Raw genomic sequence first — 15938 nt, 5'->3', positions numbered from 1 at the left:
TTTTACATTACCTTCTGAAGAGCTATCCAAATCGCAGCAAGTGTCTTTTCAACCAGTTCCGGAGTATGAGCAGAAGAAAGAAAAGCAGCTTCAAACTGAGAGGGAGGCCAGTACTGCTTTTGTTCAAGCATTGCCTGGTGCCAGCGTCCAAATCGTTCTGTATCACATCGACTGGCATCAGACCAGTTTCGAATCGGACCAGGGCCAAAAAACAAAGTAAACATCGATCCAATGCGTTGGAAACACAGAGGGAATGAGCAACAAGGAAGCAGTTTGTTAATCCCCTGTTCTAATTGAGCACCGAGCTCCTCGAGATATTGGTAAAGGGAAGGCTGGAGGAAAGCAAGAGTAGCCATGCCTGCACTGACAGCAACAGGATTACCACTGAGCGTACCAGCCTGGTAGACAGGCCCCAACGGTGCTATTTTCTCCATGATATCACGTCTCCCTCCATAGGCAGCAAGCGGTAGACCTCCTCCTATGATTTTACCTAGACAGGTCAGATCGGGAACAAAATTGAAAAGCCCCTGTACTCCTGAAGGGCTCACGCGACATCCCGTCATTACTTCATCGAAAATGGAAACAGCTCCGTATTCTTTAGTTAGCTTAAGGATTTCTTGAAGAAATTCAGGATCGGGAGGGATGCATCCCATATTACCGACTGCTGGCTCTACGATGACAGCAGCAATATCATGCCCGATAGTCGCAAAAACAGTTCGAAGTGCAGCTCTATCATGATAGGGCAATGTCCTGGTATGCTGAACCGTCGATGCAGGTACTCCCGCTGAATTTGGAACGCCTAGGGTAGCAGCCCCTGACCCAGCTTTGACGAGAAGACAGTCCGCATGGCCGTGGTAACACCCTTCAAACTTCACGATGATATCCCGCCCTGTATAGCCGCGAGCCACTCGGATAGCTGCCATTGTCGCTTCCGTACCACTGGAAACAATTCGGAGCATCTGAATGGAGGGATAGAGGCTCGCAATCCGCTCGCTGAATTGGACTTCACCTACTGTTAAAGCTCCAAAACTCATCCCTTTCGCTGCAGCTTCCGTCACTGCCTGAACGACAGCAGGATGGGCATGCCCCACAATCATAGAGCCCCACGACCCCACATAGTCCGTATACCGCTGCCCCTCGATGCTGATTACCATAGCCCCCTCCGCAGCTACGATAAAAGGTGGCTCACCCCCCACAGCCTGAAAAGCACGGACAGGACTATTGACCCCTCCTGGCATCCGATTCTTCGCACGAGCAAACCACTGAGAAGAGGAAAGAAGAGCCATTGATCAACACTTTACCCACAACATGCTCATTCTTCTAGCATAGATCAAACCATCTTGCAGACATAATAAACCCTACATATGCCAAAGTTCTAGTCTCCTCTAGAAATGCATTATAAATGCTTCCCGGCCTACGCAAGAAACAACCGTAATATCGTCTAACCATAATGATCTTTTGCTTTTATTGTTCCCTACCGAGCCTTGGTTAACTGTCCTTGTCCAAGATGTACTAAGTATAACCCGCATCCAGTTTACCTATCTTTTAAGGTCTGTCCACACTTGTTGAAAACCCGTTTTCTCTCCATTCTCCGTATAAGCAATTGGACTTTCTAATATTCGTTCTATTCCCTCTTGGGGATGCAAGACCGTCAGCTATTAAGGCTGTTCTTCGCAGTATTGTAGACAGGATAGTGCTTTACTTTATCAAATCTGGCCATTGGGAGCTCTGTATCCGTACCCAACCATAGAGAAAATGATAACTTTCGCACCTCTTCTAATTTTCTTTTTTGAGCTAGATAATTACAATGTGTCTTTGCGCCTCCCACTCCTGTCTGAAGTATGCAGTTATAAGGGGCGGGTCGATTTTTGCATATTTCCTCGAATTCGACTCGACATAACGAAAGCAAGAACTGCACAGACTTCTTTTTGAACAGGTTTGACAGCATCCATACACATAGTGCCTGCAGGGCAAACACCTCCATATGGTAAGGGAGGATTCAAACCGGGATGATTATCATGATCTTTTTGTTCTGAATCGGATCCATCTGTTCCAGACCCCCATCGATTCTCAGACTCAAAGGTGTTTTCGCCTTCCTTGTTCCCTTCATCAGGAGGGTGATCACCAGGTTGATCATTCTGAAATTGACCAGCAGGGTCCCCTGGCTTTTTAATTTCTGGAGCCCTCTTACGCCCTCTCTCCTCTGATCCATTCTCGGCATTATCCTCATACTCCAGCCCCTGCTCCGTCCTCTGATCAGCATCTAGACTCCCACCTCAACCTGTCATCCATGAGAAAGCGATCATTCAAAAGGAATGAACACAAGCATCTCGGTCTTTAAATAGGTCAAACATTTAAGTCTCTTGCTTTAAGCGATATCTTAAGTTACCTAGCTTACTGCTTCTTTAATTGTACCCTCATTTTTCAATGATTTAACTACTATAGTAAAAAAATACAAAATTTCTTTCCTTTTCTCACCCCCCCCCTACTTTTTTCCACCATAAGCCCTCTTTTACGATCCAAAGGCTCCCCCTGAAAAGATTGATTTGGATCGCTAAGAATTAAGTTTATCCAATAAGATTACTAGATGGATGGAATGGTTTACATCAACAACACTCTTGCCAATACCGACCCTACTATTGCCCACCTGATTGCTGAAGAGGATCGCTTTGAGCGCGATAGCATGCGCCTTATCGCAAGCGAGAATTATGCTTCTCGTGCTGTGATGGAAGCGCTCGGTTCCTGTCTCACCAATAAATACTCTGAAGGATATGTCGCGAAACGATATTACGAAGGGCAAAGATTTATTGATCAAATTGAAGAAATCGCAATCACAAGGCTTAAAGGGCTTTTTAAGGCCGAACACGTCAATGTGCAGCCTTACTCCGGAAGCCCTGCCAATCTGGCAGTTTATTTAGCTTTTTGTCATCCCGGCGATTGCATCATGGGACTGGCCCTTTCTGCAGGGGGGCACTTAACCCACGGCCACACCGTTTCCATCGCCGGAAAATATTTCCGCAGTGTACCTTACGGAGTGCGGAATACTGACCACCACATTGACATGGAAGAGGTAAGGAAGCTCGCTCTCCAACACAGGCCCAAGATTCTCTGGTGCGGGACCACAGCTTATCCACGCACCCTCGACTTTGCTGCCTTTCGGCAGATTGCCGATGAAGTAGGGGCGCTGCTAGTCGCAGATATCGCTCATATCGCAGGGCTCGTGTGCACAGGAATCCACCCTTCTCCGATTGGGATCGCAGATGTGGTCACTTCTACAACCCACAAATCCTTCCGCGGGCCGCGAGGGGGGATGATCTTCTGCAAAAAAGAGCATGCTGCAGCGATCGATCAGGCGGTATTTCCAGGTCTCCAAGGAGGGCCTCACAATCACGTAACAGCTGGGATTGCAGTCGCTGCGCTGGAAGCATCTCAGACAGAATTCAAGCAGTATGCAAAAACCACTGTGGATAACGCTCAAATCCTAGCGAATGCACTCATGGAAGATGGATTCAACGTCATCACAGGTGGAACGGATAATCATCTCCTTGTTGTTGACTTAACTTCTAAAAACATTTCAGGGAAAGCGGCGGCTAAAGCGCTTGATCGAGCTGGAATCGTCCTCAATTATAACACCATTCCCTTCGATCCCCGTAAACCATCCGATCCCTCTGGTATCCGAATAGGAACTCCCGCAGTCGCTTCACGCGGCATGGGCAAAGAGGTTATGCTTCAATTAGCGAAATGGATCGCTCGAGTTATCGCATCTCCCCAAGATCCTGAGCTTCTTGCCCAGGTAGCAGGCGAAGTTAAAAAGGTATGTCAGAAGTACCCTGCCCCCGGCCTTATGGTTTAGGATCACTCTCAACACACCCATTGATCTTTTGATATAAAAGCATTGCATTTCATCCAAATGCAGTTTTCTTATTAATAAATCTGTACATATGATCAATATAATGTATTTTGCAATTTCATGGTTTCTCTATTTCATGAATCGCTTCCCCTACTCTTTCGCAATTGTCCGAAACTCCCTTTCACCTTGCTCCAGCAATTTTTCATGAATCCTGCCCGCTATTTACCCGCGCTCGAGCCAGCTCGGAAGATTTCAGTCAGTTCGTTTCCACTGAATATCGCGCCGATTTGTCGTTCATGCGATTATCGTTGAAATCCAACTGAAACGAGATCCAACGAAACGGTTTTCTTAGCCAGCTTACGTAGTCAATCTTCGTGCCCGTACCCGCTGTCCGACTTCTCTCCCCTTCTTCACAGCTCGCACGGTGATGTAGTCAACCCATTCATGTAGGATACCTAGGTTTTACCTGTGCTTCTCAGGTCCTCAATCCAAATCTCATCCCTCACATCATTAATCTAACAGAGACAAAGAGAAAGCCAGAGCTTACTATGTTATCTTCTACGGCACATGGCCGGCTCAATATTGTATCTGCTTCTCTTTCTACCGCAAAGGATCGAGACGACAAGCGAAGCAGGCTGTATGTTGATCTTGTTCTCGCTTCACTTAACCAAAAGGTTAAGGCTGCATTGGAAAAGCTCAGGAACTCAGGACAATACGAATACCAAAGCGAATGTGTCAAATGATACTTCGCAAAAGGTGAGAGCAAGAGAGAAAAAGGAGGAGAAGCTAAAAGGCGATTGCAAGCCCTACTAACAGTCCTCCATGCCAGAGGGCTAGAGGTATCTGATAATATCCAAAGCTATACTTTGAATAGTTCTAATTTAGATCAATTCGATCGATGGTTCCAACAATCTCTCACCATTGAGTCCGCTAATGATCTCTTAAAAGAAGCCATCTACAAGAAGGCTCATTGCTGAGAAAACTTTCCCTTCCCCCACTTCTCTCGTTCTTGCGGATGCTCGTGGAGGTATGTATCCAGGCTTTCGCGGCTGATTTCTACTTCGATTATCCCTTCTTTTTCAACTCGTGCCTGACATCCCAAGCGTGAAGAGGGTCGGATATCAAACGCTTTATCCAAAATCTCGCTTTCTTCATCTTCCATATCAGAAAGCAAGCCACTCCCTTTAGATATATAAACATGGCATGTAGAACATGCGCAAACACCCCCACACGCGCAACCCTCAGGAGCACCTATCTGCTGAGCAGCTTCCAAAATCGTAGTTCCTAAGGCAACTTGTGTCTCACCGTAGCCTTTAAAACAAACACGAACCATCTTGCCTCCATTACTTGTCTTGATCTACTCTATCTCATCCGTACGATGCCCTCTGAGCACATTCGACAAGGCATGATTAATACGGCGCAAGGCGAAATTAGAAGTAGCTTGATCAAGCGTCTTGATGCTGTTTTGGATAGGATCAGCATCTTCTTTTTCTAAAGCAAACACAAGCATTTGTATGGCCTTTTCAATGTTCGCTTCTTCACCCGGCAAAAGAAGCGCCTTATCCTTCTCCAAAGATCCACGAACAGCTCGAAGGAGCCGATGCGCTTCTTCCCGTGCCTCTAGAAGCTTGCGGGCTTTTAAATCCTCTTCTGCCCGGTCATAAGCTTCTTCCAACATACGTTCAACCGCTTCCTCATCCAGACCATAGGAAGGCTTCACACTCACACTCTGTTCTTTTCCAGTAGTGAGCTCCTTGGCATGAACGCTCAGCAAACCATCCGTGTCTATACTAAAAACAACCTCCAACTGAGCAAAACCAGCCTTCATAGGAGGGATCCCCCGAAGTGTAAAACGAGCTAAGCTGCGGCAATCCTGTACGCGCTCGCGCTCCCCCTGTAACACATGGATTGCAAACCCCGTTTGCCCATCTTCTTGAGTAGTATAGACTGTTTTGGCGCTGACTGGAATAGTCATATTGCGATGGAGGATCTTGTCCACCAACCCACCCCCCACCTCAACACCGAGAGAAAGAGGCAATACATCAAGCAAGAGCACATCTCTATCGGACTGCTCTCCTGCCAGAATATCCGCTTGGATAGCTGCACCTAACACTACAATGGTTTCCGGATCGAGATCGACAAGAGGTTCCTGCCCAAAGACATCACGTACATGAGCTCGCACAATCGGCATACGCGTAGAACCCCCCACGAGAATTACCCCATCCAGCTGTTCAGGAAGAAGTCGAGCATCTTTTAAAGCACGACGGCATACCACTGCTGTCTTCTCAAGCAATGGCGAGATAAGAACTGCTAACTGGTCTCGACTCAACGAAAAAGCAGCATTTTCCATCTGACCATACAGCTTTAAATCAAAAGTAACTTCGTCGGTTTCTGTAAGACCATGCTTGATCGCTCTCGCCTTTTCCAAAAGGGAACGCACAAACATAGGAGGATGCACTTCCCCTTCTTTCCAACCGGAGAGATCGAGCAGGTGACAAACAATCGCGCGGTCAAAATCATCTCCTCCCAGACTACTATCTCCCCCTGTAGCTTTGACTTTGAAAATTCCGTCTTCTAATAGGAGAATCGTGATATCAAAAGTCCCACCCCCTAAATCGTACACTGCAAAAATGCCATTTTTCTGTCTGTCCAATCCATATGCAAGCGCTGCTGCAGTAGGTTCATTGAGCAACCTCAACACTTCCATACCTGCAAGGCGAGCTGCGTCTTTTGTAGCCTGTCTTTGCGCATCATTAAAATAGGCAGGTACTGTGATCACAGCCCCTCCTACACGCGTTAGGTGCTTTTCTGCACGCTGCCGCAAAGCCTTCAAAATCTCTGCACTCACCTCTACAGGTGTGATTTCACGCGATCCCACACGGAAACGGACGATATTAGCCCTTTCCCCCTCCGAAGTCGCGAATAAATAAGGGTTGAAGTTCCGAACTTCAGGCTCATCTGCAGCTCGCCCCATGTACCGCTTGACACTCAAGATGGTCTGTTGAGGATAATCAAAAGCTTTCTCTTTTGCTTTATCTCCTACTAAAATTTCATTGTTTTCGCCATAAAATACAGCACTAGGCAGCAAAACCTGTTCACCGCAATCGGTCAATACATCAGGGTGCCCATGGCGGACACAAGCTACAAGGGAATTGGTAGTTCCTAAATCGATACCGATCGGGCGAGGAGGCGCTTTTGGATCAGAAATATCAAGAAGAGCCATACGATCCTCTCTCAACAGCTAGTAATGCTCCTCCTGGAGCATATCTACCTCTTTAAGAAAATGTGAAAAATAACGAAGTTGACTTAATTTGGGCAGAAGAGACTCCAGATGACTGCAACTCATTGAGGACGTCAAAAAAAGCTGATCTGCCAATTCCTCTTCAATCTGCATACAACGAGATTGAACAGAGCGTTTCAAATCTTCAATCGCGCGTGCATCGCGATCGCGGTGGGCTTTCTCCAAATCCTCCCGCAAGTCCATTATAGCCATCAGAAAATCCTTTTCAGGCTTAGGTTCTGAAGCTTCCCCCAATGCAAAACCTCCAAGCCGAAAGAGAGCTTCCGCACGAGCAATTGGATTTTGGAGAATATTCCACGCTTCATTAATTTGAGCCATCTTCAACAGGGCAGCCTTCCGCTCACCCGGAAGAGAATGAGTGTGCCGATCAGGATGTAGACGCATAGAGAGCTGTTGATAGGTTTTCTCCAGAGCTTCTAGATCAACTCGATAAGCTGGAGGAATATCGAATAAAGTAAAAGGGTTCATCTACACGGTGAAAGAATGACCACAACCGCAGTTTGTCTTCTCCATAGGATTCTTGAATTTGAAGCCCTGGTACATCAATGTTTGTTCCCAATCAAGCACTGATCCCTTGAGATAAAGGATGCTCTTGGGATCACATATTATTTTAACCCCATCAAATTCAAATAAAAGATCTCGTGCGCGAGGAGGGCCATCGTGAAACTCAATCACATAAGCATATCCGACACATCCTCCTCCCCGCACCCCTATCCGAATCAAGGCGTCAGGAGTCTGGCGTTTAGCCAATTTGGCACGGATTGCTTCAAGAGCTCGTTCAGAAACAGAGATCGGCGGTTCCGAAGAAGTTACAAAGCCCTTTTCCTCTTTCTTTGTTCCCAAAGGGGACGCATCAAACTCTTGCGTAAATGTAGGAGAACTCATCCTTCCTGTACTCTCTTCTTTTCATCTTCGTGTTGTACAGCAAGCCGATTCGCCTGCTTTTTTCTGTAATCGGTAATGGCGCTTTTAATTGCGTCTTCCGCAAGGATCGAACAATGAACTTTGACAGGAGGAAGATCAAGCTCTTCAACAATGTCGTCATTTCGGATGGAAAGCGCCTCACTTACTTTTTTCCCTTTGATCCACTCGGCCGCCAGAGAAGAGGAAGCGATGGCCGAACCACACCCAAACGTCTTAAATCGGGCATCTTCAATCACCCCCTCTTCATTGACTTTAATCTGAAGACGCATTACATCACCACATGCCGGAGCTCCTACAAGCCCAGTTCCCACCTGCGGATCATTTTTGTCAAGGGTACCTACGTTTCTAGGATTCATAGCATGATCAATTATTTTGCTATTGTATGGCATAACTCTCAATTTCCTCTCTCTTTGCTTAATGTAAATCTACTAATACTAATGAGCGACCCATTTCACCGTCTTTAAATCGATACCTTCCTTGAACATTTCGTACAGGGGGGAGAGGTTGCGCAGTTCTGTCACTTTTTCGATAAGGAGCTGAGCAACGTAATCAACTTCCTCTTCTGTATTGAATCGACCCAACCCAAAACGGATACTCGAGTGAGCCAATTCATCCCCAACTCCTAACTCACGGAGCACATAGCTGGGCTCCAAACTCGCGGAAGTACAAGCAGAACCTGAGCTTACAGCCACATCTTTAATCGCCATCATCAATCCCTCCCCCTCCACAAAGCTGAAGGAAAGATTGAGATTGCCTGGCAATCGATGTTGCAAGGAACCATTGACATAGACTTGCTCAAGCTCCCGCTGGAGGGTGGTGCGCAATTTTTCTCTCCATTTCAAAATGCGCTCCCCTTCTTCTTTCCCCTCCTTCTGCATAATCTCTGCCGCTTTTCCAAACCCCACAATACTAGCCACATTGAGCGTTCCGGAACGCATCCCTCGCTCATGTCCCCCTCCATCTATCTGTGGGACCAACCGAACACGCGGCTTTGAGCGGCGAACGTAAAGCGCACCTACCCCTTTAGGGCCATACATCTTATGCGCCGTCAGAGAAACAAGATCAAGATTCATCGCTTCAACATCAAAATCAATCTTACCAACCCCTTGCACAGCATCGCTGTGAAACAGAACTCCTTTCTCCCGCGTAATCTTTCCAATTTCCACAAGAGGCTGAATGGTTCCAACTTCGTTATTTGCAAGCATTACACTAACGAGAATCGTTTTGGAATCGATCGTTCGACGCACATCATCAGGATCGACAAGCCCTTCTCGGTCAACCTTCAGGTATGTAACGCGATAGCCCTTTTTCTCCAGGCGCTTACATGTATCGAGCACAGCCTTATGCTCAATGCTCGTGGTGATGATGTGATCCCCTCTATCCTTGTAGAATTCAGCTACCCCTTTCAAAGCCAAATTATCGCTCTCGGTAGCTCCCGAAGTGAAAATAATTTCCTTTTCGCTCTGAGCGCCTATCAGGGAGGCAATTTTCTCTCTCGCATACTTAACCACTTCCTCCGCTTTCCAACCAAAAATATGGCTACGGCTGGCTGTATTGCCAAAGTTTTCTGTAAAATAAGGGAGCATCTCATCAAGAACTCTCGGATCAACAGGCGTCGTTGAATGATAATCCATAAAAATGGGTAATTTAACCATCTCTTCTCACTTTCTCAATCAAAGCGTTTACTTTTAATACTCTTCTGAGAAGTGGTATCGCATTCATTTGCATCGCGAAACCCTGCAACAAGCTCAGGCATAGTTTCTTCTTTTTCATGCAGTTCACATGTACCACAAGCTGATAAAAGGCGGGATGAATCGCATGCTTCACAGACAGATAAATAATTCAACGCTTCTGCTAGTTCCTGTTGAAGCAATTGAAGTCGTTTGATGTGCAGTTCTGTCTCTTCCATCTTATTGACGAACACCTGCTTCATCTCTTTCATCACATGCGGAGCTGAACCCATTTTTTCCCATTTTCTCAATACCTTTTGAATATGGGTAAGCGCAAATCCCATCTCTTGAAACTTTTCAATCCATCGGATACGCATAAGCGCAGCCTCATCATATAAGCGATATCCCCCTTTTGAGCGAGCCACAGGCTTAAGTAAACGAAGCTCTTCATAAAGATGAATTGCTCGAGTGCTTTTTCCACTCTCTTTAGCAAGTTCACCTATCTGTTTGAGCACCGGCTTCTGTGCAAGCCCAGATCTCCTTTTTGTCAATGGCTTCTCCCGATAACCATGATTCTGAACCAACACATTGGACGGACGATTGGAAAAACCATCCATTGGTTTGGATTGAAGAATGGGCAAGCAAGTTGGATGAAGCATGCGTTACAATCTCTCTTTGAAAAACAATAGAAAATCAAATTTTACTCTAAAGGAAGAGATAATTTTCAAAACTTAACCCTTACGCAAGGGTAATGGTTTTAACATCAAGATCCATATGTCTACTCAATGCCAATGTCAATAGGTCTCAAGCAAAATCAAGATTTATCTGTAGTTCTCTTTTTCTGACACGAGACAACACTCATAGACTCACAGAGACAATAGACTTGATTGTTTGTTTTCTTGACTACATTCCTTCTTAGGAGTTCTCATCCTGTGCCAGGCAGTCTTGTGACTCTCTATGACTCTCTAGGAGAGTGCTTCACAGATATCTTTCTCACACCCGGTCCTTCTCCTTACAATGAGTCGAATGACCATGGGGGTGTGAGGAAGATGTCTTCAAGACGTCCTCCCGGGGATCACAGGATTGCCTGGCACAGGATGAGAACTCCCCGTATGAGGCTTGATCTCGTAAAGAATAAATTGTCCGTCCACTCCTCTATCCCGTCAAAACCCTACCAACACCACGAGAAGAGAAAGATAAGGCTCATCTCCTATTACGGTAAGATTGTCGTTGATTACAGGCCTCCTGAGAGAGGATAAAATATTTTTTTGAACTGAATTAGATTCTGCAGTCACTTCAGGCTCTGTTCTAGCTTAACAATTTCCTCAAGATTAAATCAACAGATGTTTATTCTCCCCACTGCAGCACAAGACCACTCTCTTCTTGAACAATCGATGCAATCGTCGAAAAAAGTTCCATCCTTCCATGCTTGCCATCGATCCATTGACCACTGGCCTCATCATATGAAAAGTGCCATCCCTTCGCTCTCGCTGCAAGCCATATCTGAGAAGCAGCTCGTCGGGTATTGAGAACACACTGCTTTCCATTGCGAAACGTCATCTTTACGACATCCTCCTCTCGATTGTAATCGACAAGACTACAATCGACCTTTTCTAGGCCTTTGTCCAATCGCCTGAATACATCTTCCACGCGTCTGTCATAAATAATTGATTCCATATCGCGACCCAAAGTGAATATGCTACTGATAAAATTTAAGTTATCTGCTCTCAATTGAGATTCGGTGGAAGCGCAAGCTCAAACCGTGCAATGGCAGCTTCAAAGGAACTACCATCTGGCCGATGCATTTGATAGCTCCCTTCCATCCAACCGCGAGGGGATTGAAGAACGCAACCACTTGTATATTCAAAACTATCGCCTGGTTGTAAATAGGGTTGTTGCCCTACGACACCAGCCCCTTGCACCTTTTCCATCCGCCCATTGCTATCACTGACAATCCAATGACGGCTGTGCAAGTGAGCACTTTCTGTCCCTTTGTTCACAATCCGGATCGTATACGCAAAAACATATTGCTGCATGCAGGGAATCGATTGATCAGGAACATATACAGCCTTCACCGATACCCAGATTCCTCGCGTAATTGCAGTAGAAGTCCCAAATGCATTTCTCCTTATAATCGTGTCATTCATGGGAATCCTGACCATCCTTTCTTATCTATCAACTGACCGATGCCGTCGTTTTCTTATTGAGGGAAGGTGAACGTCCAAGGCATAATCGTTCGATGTGAACAGGCCCTGCTTGCAGCGCAGTGATTGTGGCATCGCGCTCACAACGCCTGACAGCTGATGCTTCTTCCGAATGGAAATATCCACAGACCTGAAGAGCTTGTTGGACCACACGTGTAACCATATCCGTAGCATATATTTTCGCTACTACACTTTCTTCCGCAAAAAGAGAACCCTGATCTTTCTTGAGGGCGGCCTTCCACACAAGGAGGCGAGCAACATCCAACCCAACCGCTATATTGGCGATCATAAACTGAACCGTCTGATATTCTGAAGAAGCACCCCCTATTTCTCTCGGACACTTATTTGTATGAGAAATGACATGCTCCATCGCTGTCCTCGCGATTCCTATTGCCTGACAAGCAATTCGAATTGCATCTCTATCCCGAATTGCTCTCGCAACCTCTTCTCCATTGCCGATTGCACAGATTTGATCATCAGCAGATACAATACAATCTTTAAAAGAGACTGAACAAAAGTACTCAGCTTGAGTTCCAACAGACAACTCTGTCTCTCCCCGAGTGATACCAGAACGATCCATCGGGACCACAAAAGCGATTGCTCTCGAGCTCGATACTTCCTCTGCGAGCACAAGCATATAATCAGCATAAGGCCCATTGATCACGTAATGATAAACCCCATTGAGAAGCCACCGTTCTCCATCATTTTCGGGAGAAGCTTGCAAACAATGAACGCTCTCCCCCCTAAAAGAACCACAACACCCTATTTTTTCACCCTTTGCTGCAGGCCTTAGAATTAACTCTTTCTGTCTTGAAGTACCCCACCAACTAAGAGGATCACAAAACAGAGCGAGATGTACACCCATCACCATCCCACACGGAGCCCACGCAGCACTCATTTCCTCCAGGATGAGAGCACAAGCCACGCTGTCCTCCCCTCCCCCACCGTATTCCTTCGGGACATTTATCCCCATCCACCCCCCGCTGCTGATCTCAGGAAGAAGATGACGAAACCATCCCTTTTCCCTCTCTAACACATCAATTTGAGGAACAAGATGGTGTTGAGCAAATATATAAGCTCTCTGACGAGCGCTTTCCTGATCGGGGGTCAAATCAAAATTCATGGGCTTCTCTCATCAACCGTTTCTATAACTCGAAACGCAGGACGCTCATTTCTTTTTCTAAAATGAAACAAAAAACGAGCATGATTCGGAGTCAATCGATCCTTTCCTTCCTTCCATATCCAGATCGTGTTCTACTAAATATTCATTCACAAAGTATGCTTGTTGAATTCGCTCGTAGAGCGAATGATTGACAAGAATATGATCGAGCTGCATGCGTTCTCCACGATGGAGCATGCTATAATAGTGCTCTGTCTATAGCACTGCTCTTGAGGGATAGAACCTTCACATCCTTCGAGAACAGTGAAACGGGATAACCCATTTCTTCTCGCCTCTTCCACATCTCCACATAAAACCTGTACAGGAATGGAAAAAGGCCGGTCATTCAGATCACCAAGCACCACAAACATAGTGGATAGTTCGATCGTACTCATTCGATCAACACATCCCCTCAGAAAAAGAGCCCCTGCAGCACGCAACAAACTACTTCGCAATTTCCCTTCCCCTTGCCCCCTGAGCTCAGTGGAGACAAGAACACGCTGTAAAGAATGAAAGAGTAGCAGATGGGAAGGGAAGAATTGAGATGACATACTCAAAGATAGACTTTTTCACCATCTGTCCTATCTCAACGCTCGCTTCGATCACAGGGCGTCGCAGAAAGAGACGCTGACGAAAAGGGAGAGGATCTTCAACATAAAACTTAGGGAACGACAGCTCTATCTGATAATGAAGGTTAACGTGCAACAAGGAGAAGCGAGAGAACACAACATTGCAGATGCCGCGATGATCGGGCAGGGTAAGATGGTATTCGTTATACTCATACTCTTTTTTTTGATCTGCTTCAAAAGCCATTCGAGAGGAGCTAAGCCTCCCACTTCTTGGAGCGCTAGCACATCTGCGTCCACACGTTCAAGCATGCACGCAAAAGCAGTCAATTTTGCTTCAAAAAAGGGGAGCGTGTTTTCTGAGCGAGGCTCAAACAGGTCTTTTACGTTAAATTCGCTGGCATACTCGATGCAGAACAGTGGCAATTAGCCATCAAAGGGAAAAAAATTAAAGGGAGCATTGCATTTCCTCCCATTCTGCTCGCATTGGAGTTGCCAAAAAGCAAACAGCTCGCTATCGACAAATAATGGAATATCGTTCCCCTGCTGCAGCCTCTCACGAAGTTGATCTGTATGTGCGTACTTATAATTCCCTCTTGCGTTCTTCGGGAGAGGTTCGCGTGCGCGCTTTTGAAGAGACACACGCGTTTTGTCGCTCCGTCCTTCACACAGGAGCTCTTTCTTTAATTCCTGATGTATCCGCTTTCGCCTACGCAGCGGCTCGGTTACCTGAAGAGATGCCTCAGGTCAAATTGGTGATCTTAGGACAATCACACGAGCTATTCGAAGCAGAAGGATATCAGGTGCAAAGCTGGCACAGTGTGCGCACACGAGGTCGCCGGCGACCGCTTGCTTACGATGGGCAGAGCATCCTTGTTGTCTTCATCGCCAGCGCTAGCGATATCGATGATTTTGTACCGATCATCACCGCTTATCAGATTGAATGGAACAAAATGCATGGGCGACTTCAAGGAGCAACCCAACTTCTTGATGAAGAGTCTTCTCACTCTCCATCGCTACTCAACATGCTCTCTCAACGCTTAGGGATTGATATTTCAGAAGTTGAAAGGCTGATCGAGGCTTTCCAACCTTCGGTTTTTCTCAAGCAGATGCGCAATTTGATTAAGTCCCCTTTGGATATACGTTTAAGAATGTTAGCCGCTTCCTACTCTCAATACCAACGTGCAGCACAGCGCTGGTGGAGTGGAGTCGAGCCCTCCTTTCTTCAAAAAGCTTCCTCTCGACGAGCACCCGTCTACTTTGTCTCATCCAACACCCACGGAACTGCCAATCTCGTAGGAGGGTATGCAAGAGCTCATAAACAAGAATTGCTTCAATTTGCAAAAGAGCGTGATCCAGAAGGGCTTGGAGTAAGTGTAAACGCCGCATCCCAAAAGGGGGACGAAACAGAGCTAGCCCCTTTCCTCTATTACCTCTTGAGGCATTACCTCGCTGCCCATCGTGAAGAGAATCTCGTTCAAGAGATCCGTGCATTCGAAAAAGAAGGGGGGCTTATTCACTTGGCTGAACCCGGTCATATTGAAATCGATGCACAGCTAATCAACCTCTCAGCAGTCGTTCCATCCCGTCTCGATCACCGCCTCTTGATCCCCAATATTGAACTATTGAGCCAAAGCGATGCGGTTGTGGTCAACATTGACTATCCTTTAGGAATGGCTGCTTATCACCTTCTCTCTCGACTGGGACAAGGAGTTGGAGAGTTGAGAGGGGTTTATATTATGGGGAAAGCCGCCACCCTTAATGGAAGGGTGGGAGATGTATCTCTGAGTGATTCCGTCTACGATGAGCATTCGCACAACACCTTTTTCTTTAAGAATGCGCTCACCACCAAAGAGATCAGCCCATATTTACGCTATGGCAGCGTATTCGATAATCAAGCAGCGCTTACTGTCAGAAGTGCTTTCCTTCAGAATCAGGAATACACGAACCATTTTTACCGCCAAGGGTACACCGTACTTGAGATGGAAGCCGGCCCTTTCTTAAGTGCGATTTATGAATTAATCCACCCTACGCGCGTTCCAGGCAACAAGATCATCCATCTCTCTTCTCAAACCCCCTTTGATATAGGAATCGTTCATTACGCATCGGATACCCCCTACTCACGCAGGCAATCTCTCTTATCCAAAAGCCTCAGCTTTTTTGGTGTAGATGCTACCTATGCCTGCAGCATCGCAATTATAAAAAGAATCTTTCAAAAAGAAGTCGAACGATTGTCTTCTAAGGATAAGCTCTAAAAAGCTGCT

16 protein-coding genes are annotated in these 15938 nt (G+C 46.3%); 3 read left to right on the top strand and 13 right to left on the bottom strand.

Annotated elements, in window-relative coordinates; translation table 11 throughout:
• Nucleotides 1-2: 2 nt before the first annotated feature.
• Complete coding sequence (hemL, locus tag BCY86_RS03650) at nt 3-1286, bottom strand: glutamate-1-semialdehyde 2,1-aminomutase (protein WP_075276502.1); 1284 nt, start codon at nt 1284-1286, stop codon at nt 3-5.
• Between the two features lie 713 nt (nt 1287-1999).
• Nucleotides 2000-2263 carry a hypothetical protein gene (locus tag BCY86_RS03640; protein ID WP_156865044.1) on the bottom strand — a complete coding sequence of 88 codons (264 nt, stop codon included), beginning with the start codon at nt 2261-2263 and terminating at the stop codon, nt 2000-2002.
• A 333-nt stretch (nt 2264-2596) separates the two neighbouring features.
• On the opposite strand from BCY86_RS03640, the gene BCY86_RS03635 reads away from it, so the two are divergent.
• Both BCY86_RS03635 and BCY86_RS03630 read left to right on the top strand, forming a co-directional pair.
• Nucleotides 2597-3853 (top strand): serine hydroxymethyltransferase, encoded by a 1257-nt coding sequence (locus BCY86_RS03635; protein WP_075277563.1) that lies wholly within the window; start codon nt 2597-2599, stop codon nt 3851-3853.
• A 545-nt stretch (nt 3854-4398) separates the two neighbouring features.
• Nucleotides 4399-4593, top strand: a complete 195-nt coding sequence (locus BCY86_RS03630; protein ID WP_075276499.1) for a hypothetical protein — start codon at nt 4399-4401, stop codon at nt 4591-4593.
• A 224-nt stretch (nt 4594-4817) separates the two neighbouring features.
• Here BCY86_RS03630 and BCY86_RS03620 read toward each other — a convergent pair whose 3' ends face one another.
• The 11 genes from BCY86_RS03620 to BCY86_RS09690 all read right to left on the bottom strand — a co-directional run bounded on the left by BCY86_RS03620 (nt 4818) and on the right by BCY86_RS09690 (nt 13921).
• Complete coding sequence (locus tag BCY86_RS03620; protein WP_075276497.1) at nt 4818-5183, bottom strand: 2Fe-2S iron-sulfur cluster-binding protein; 366 nt, start codon at nt 5181-5183, stop codon at nt 4818-4820.
• A 24-nt stretch (nt 5184-5207) separates the two neighbouring features.
• Nucleotides 5208-7088 carry a Fe-S protein assembly chaperone HscA gene (gene hscA, locus BCY86_RS03615; RefSeq protein WP_245776262.1) on the bottom strand — a complete coding sequence of 627 codons (1881 nt, stop codon included), beginning with the start codon at nt 7086-7088 and terminating at the stop codon, nt 5208-5210.
• Nucleotides 7089-7091: 3 nt separating this feature from the next.
• Nucleotides 7092-7619: a Fe-S protein assembly co-chaperone HscB gene (gene hscB / locus BCY86_RS03610; RefSeq protein WP_075276495.1), complete on the bottom strand. Its 528-nt coding sequence runs from the start codon at nt 7617-7619 to the stop codon at nt 7092-7094.
• Nucleotides 7620-8036 carry a HesB/IscA family protein gene (locus tag BCY86_RS03605; protein WP_083604170.1) on the bottom strand — a complete coding sequence of 139 codons (417 nt, stop codon included), beginning with the start codon at nt 8034-8036 and terminating at the stop codon, nt 7620-7622.
• Complete coding sequence (gene iscU / locus BCY86_RS03600; RefSeq protein WP_075276494.1) at nt 8033-8464, bottom strand: Fe-S cluster assembly scaffold IscU; 432 nt, start codon at nt 8462-8464, stop codon at nt 8033-8035. Before iscU ends, BCY86_RS03605 begins: the two co-directional genes overlap by 4 nt.
• Before the next feature lie 45 nt (nt 8465-8509).
• Nucleotides 8510-9730: an IscS subfamily cysteine desulfurase gene (locus BCY86_RS03595; RefSeq protein ID WP_075276493.1), complete on the bottom strand. Its 1221-nt coding sequence runs from the start codon at nt 9728-9730 to the stop codon at nt 8510-8512.
• Between the two features lie 14 nt (nt 9731-9744).
• Nucleotides 9745-10404, bottom strand: coding sequence for a MerR family transcriptional regulator (locus tag BCY86_RS03590; protein WP_083604169.1), 660 nt, complete (start codon nt 10402-10404; stop codon nt 9745-9747).
• A gap of 688 nt (nt 10405-11092) precedes the next feature.
• The gene (gene cyaY / locus BCY86_RS03585) at nt 11093-11422 is read right to left on the bottom strand and encodes an iron donor protein CyaY (RefSeq protein ID WP_156865043.1); all 330 of its coding nucleotides are present in this window, start codon (nt 11420-11422) and stop codon (nt 11093-11095) included.
• Nucleotides 11423-11472: 50 nt separating this feature from the next.
• Nucleotides 11473-11892, bottom strand: a complete 420-nt coding sequence (gene apaG, locus BCY86_RS03580; protein ID WP_075276491.1) for a Co2+/Mg2+ efflux protein ApaG — start codon at nt 11890-11892, stop codon at nt 11473-11475.
• A 28-nt stretch (nt 11893-11920) separates the two neighbouring features.
• Nucleotides 11921-13072 carry an acyl-CoA dehydrogenase family protein gene (locus BCY86_RS03575; protein ID WP_075276490.1) on the bottom strand — a complete coding sequence of 384 codons (1152 nt, stop codon included), beginning with the start codon at nt 13070-13072 and terminating at the stop codon, nt 11921-11923.
• 516 nt (nt 13073-13588) lie between these two features.
• Nucleotides 13589-13921 carry a hypothetical protein gene (locus BCY86_RS09690; RefSeq protein WP_156865042.1) on the bottom strand — a complete coding sequence of 111 codons (333 nt, stop codon included), beginning with the start codon at nt 13919-13921 and terminating at the stop codon, nt 13589-13591.
• A gap of 280 nt (nt 13922-14201) precedes the next feature.
• Between BCY86_RS09690 and BCY86_RS03560 the strand changes: the two genes are divergently transcribed.
• Nucleotides 14202-15929, top strand: coding sequence for a DUF6909 family protein (locus tag BCY86_RS03560; RefSeq protein WP_075276487.1), 1728 nt, complete (start codon nt 14202-14204; stop codon nt 15927-15929).
• Nucleotides 15930-15938 lie beyond the last annotated feature (9 nt).

Origin of the sequence: Pajaroellobacter abortibovis, from assembly GCF_001931505.1 — a bacterium.
Taxonomy (GTDB): domain Bacteria; phylum Myxococcota_A; class Polyangia; order Polyangiales; family Polyangiaceae; genus Pajaroellobacter; species Pajaroellobacter abortibovis.
The sequence above is the reverse complement of the archived record's forward strand: the minus strand, read 5'-3'. Positions and strand labels throughout refer to the sequence as shown.

What these genes read in the sequence shown, in the direction of transcription:
- hemL (WP_075276502.1), bottom strand. Translation starts at nt 1,286, where the DNA reads ATGGCTCTTCTTTCCTCTTCTCAGTGGTTTGCTCGTGCGAAGAATCGG.
- BCY86_RS03640 (WP_156865044.1), bottom strand. Translation starts at nt 2,263, where the DNA reads ATGCTGATCAGAGGACGGAGCAGGGGCTGGAGTATGAGGATAATGCCG.
- BCY86_RS03635 (WP_075277563.1), top strand. Translation starts at nt 2,597, where the DNA reads ATGGTTTACATCAACAACACTCTTGCCAATACCGACCCTACTATTGCC.
- BCY86_RS03630 (WP_075276499.1), top strand. Translation starts at nt 4,399, where the DNA reads ATGTTATCTTCTACGGCACATGGCCGGCTCAATATTGTATCTGCTTCT.
- BCY86_RS03620 (WP_075276497.1), bottom strand. Translation starts at nt 5,183, where the DNA reads ATGGTTCGTGTTTGTTTTAAAGGCTACGGTGAGACACAAGTTGCCTTA.
- hscB (WP_075276495.1), bottom strand. Translation starts at nt 7,619, where the DNA reads ATGAACCCTTTTACTTTATTCGATATTCCTCCAGCTTATCGAGTTGAT.
- BCY86_RS03605 (WP_083604170.1), bottom strand. Translation starts at nt 8,036, where the DNA reads ATGAGTTCTCCTACATTTACGCAAGAGTTTGATGCGTCCCCTTTGGGA.
- iscU (WP_075276494.1), bottom strand. Translation starts at nt 8,464, where the DNA reads ATGCCATACAATAGCAAAATAATTGATCATGCTATGAATCCTAGAAAC.
- BCY86_RS03595 (WP_075276493.1), bottom strand. Translation starts at nt 9,730, where the DNA reads ATGGTTAAATTACCCATTTTTATGGATTATCATTCAACGACGCCTGTT.
- BCY86_RS03590 (WP_083604169.1), bottom strand. Translation starts at nt 10,404, where the DNA reads ATGCTTCATCCAACTTGCTTGCCCATTCTTCAATCCAAACCAATGGAT.
- cyaY (WP_156865043.1), bottom strand. Translation starts at nt 11,422, where the DNA reads ATGGAATCAATTATTTATGACAGACGCGTGGAAGATGTATTCAGGCGA.
- apaG (WP_075276491.1), bottom strand. Translation starts at nt 11,892, where the DNA reads ATGAATGACACGATTATAAGGAGAAATGCATTTGGGACTTCTACTGCA.
- BCY86_RS03575 (WP_075276490.1), bottom strand. Translation starts at nt 13,072, where the DNA reads ATGAATTTTGATTTGACCCCCGATCAGGAAAGCGCTCGTCAGAGAGCT.
- BCY86_RS09690 (WP_156865042.1), bottom strand. Translation starts at nt 13,921, where the DNA reads ATGGCTTTTGAAGCAGATCAAAAAAAAGAGTATGAGTATAACGAATAC.
- BCY86_RS03560 (WP_075276487.1), top strand. Translation starts at nt 14,202, where the DNA reads ATGGAATATCGTTCCCCTGCTGCAGCCTCTCACGAAGTTGATCTGTAT.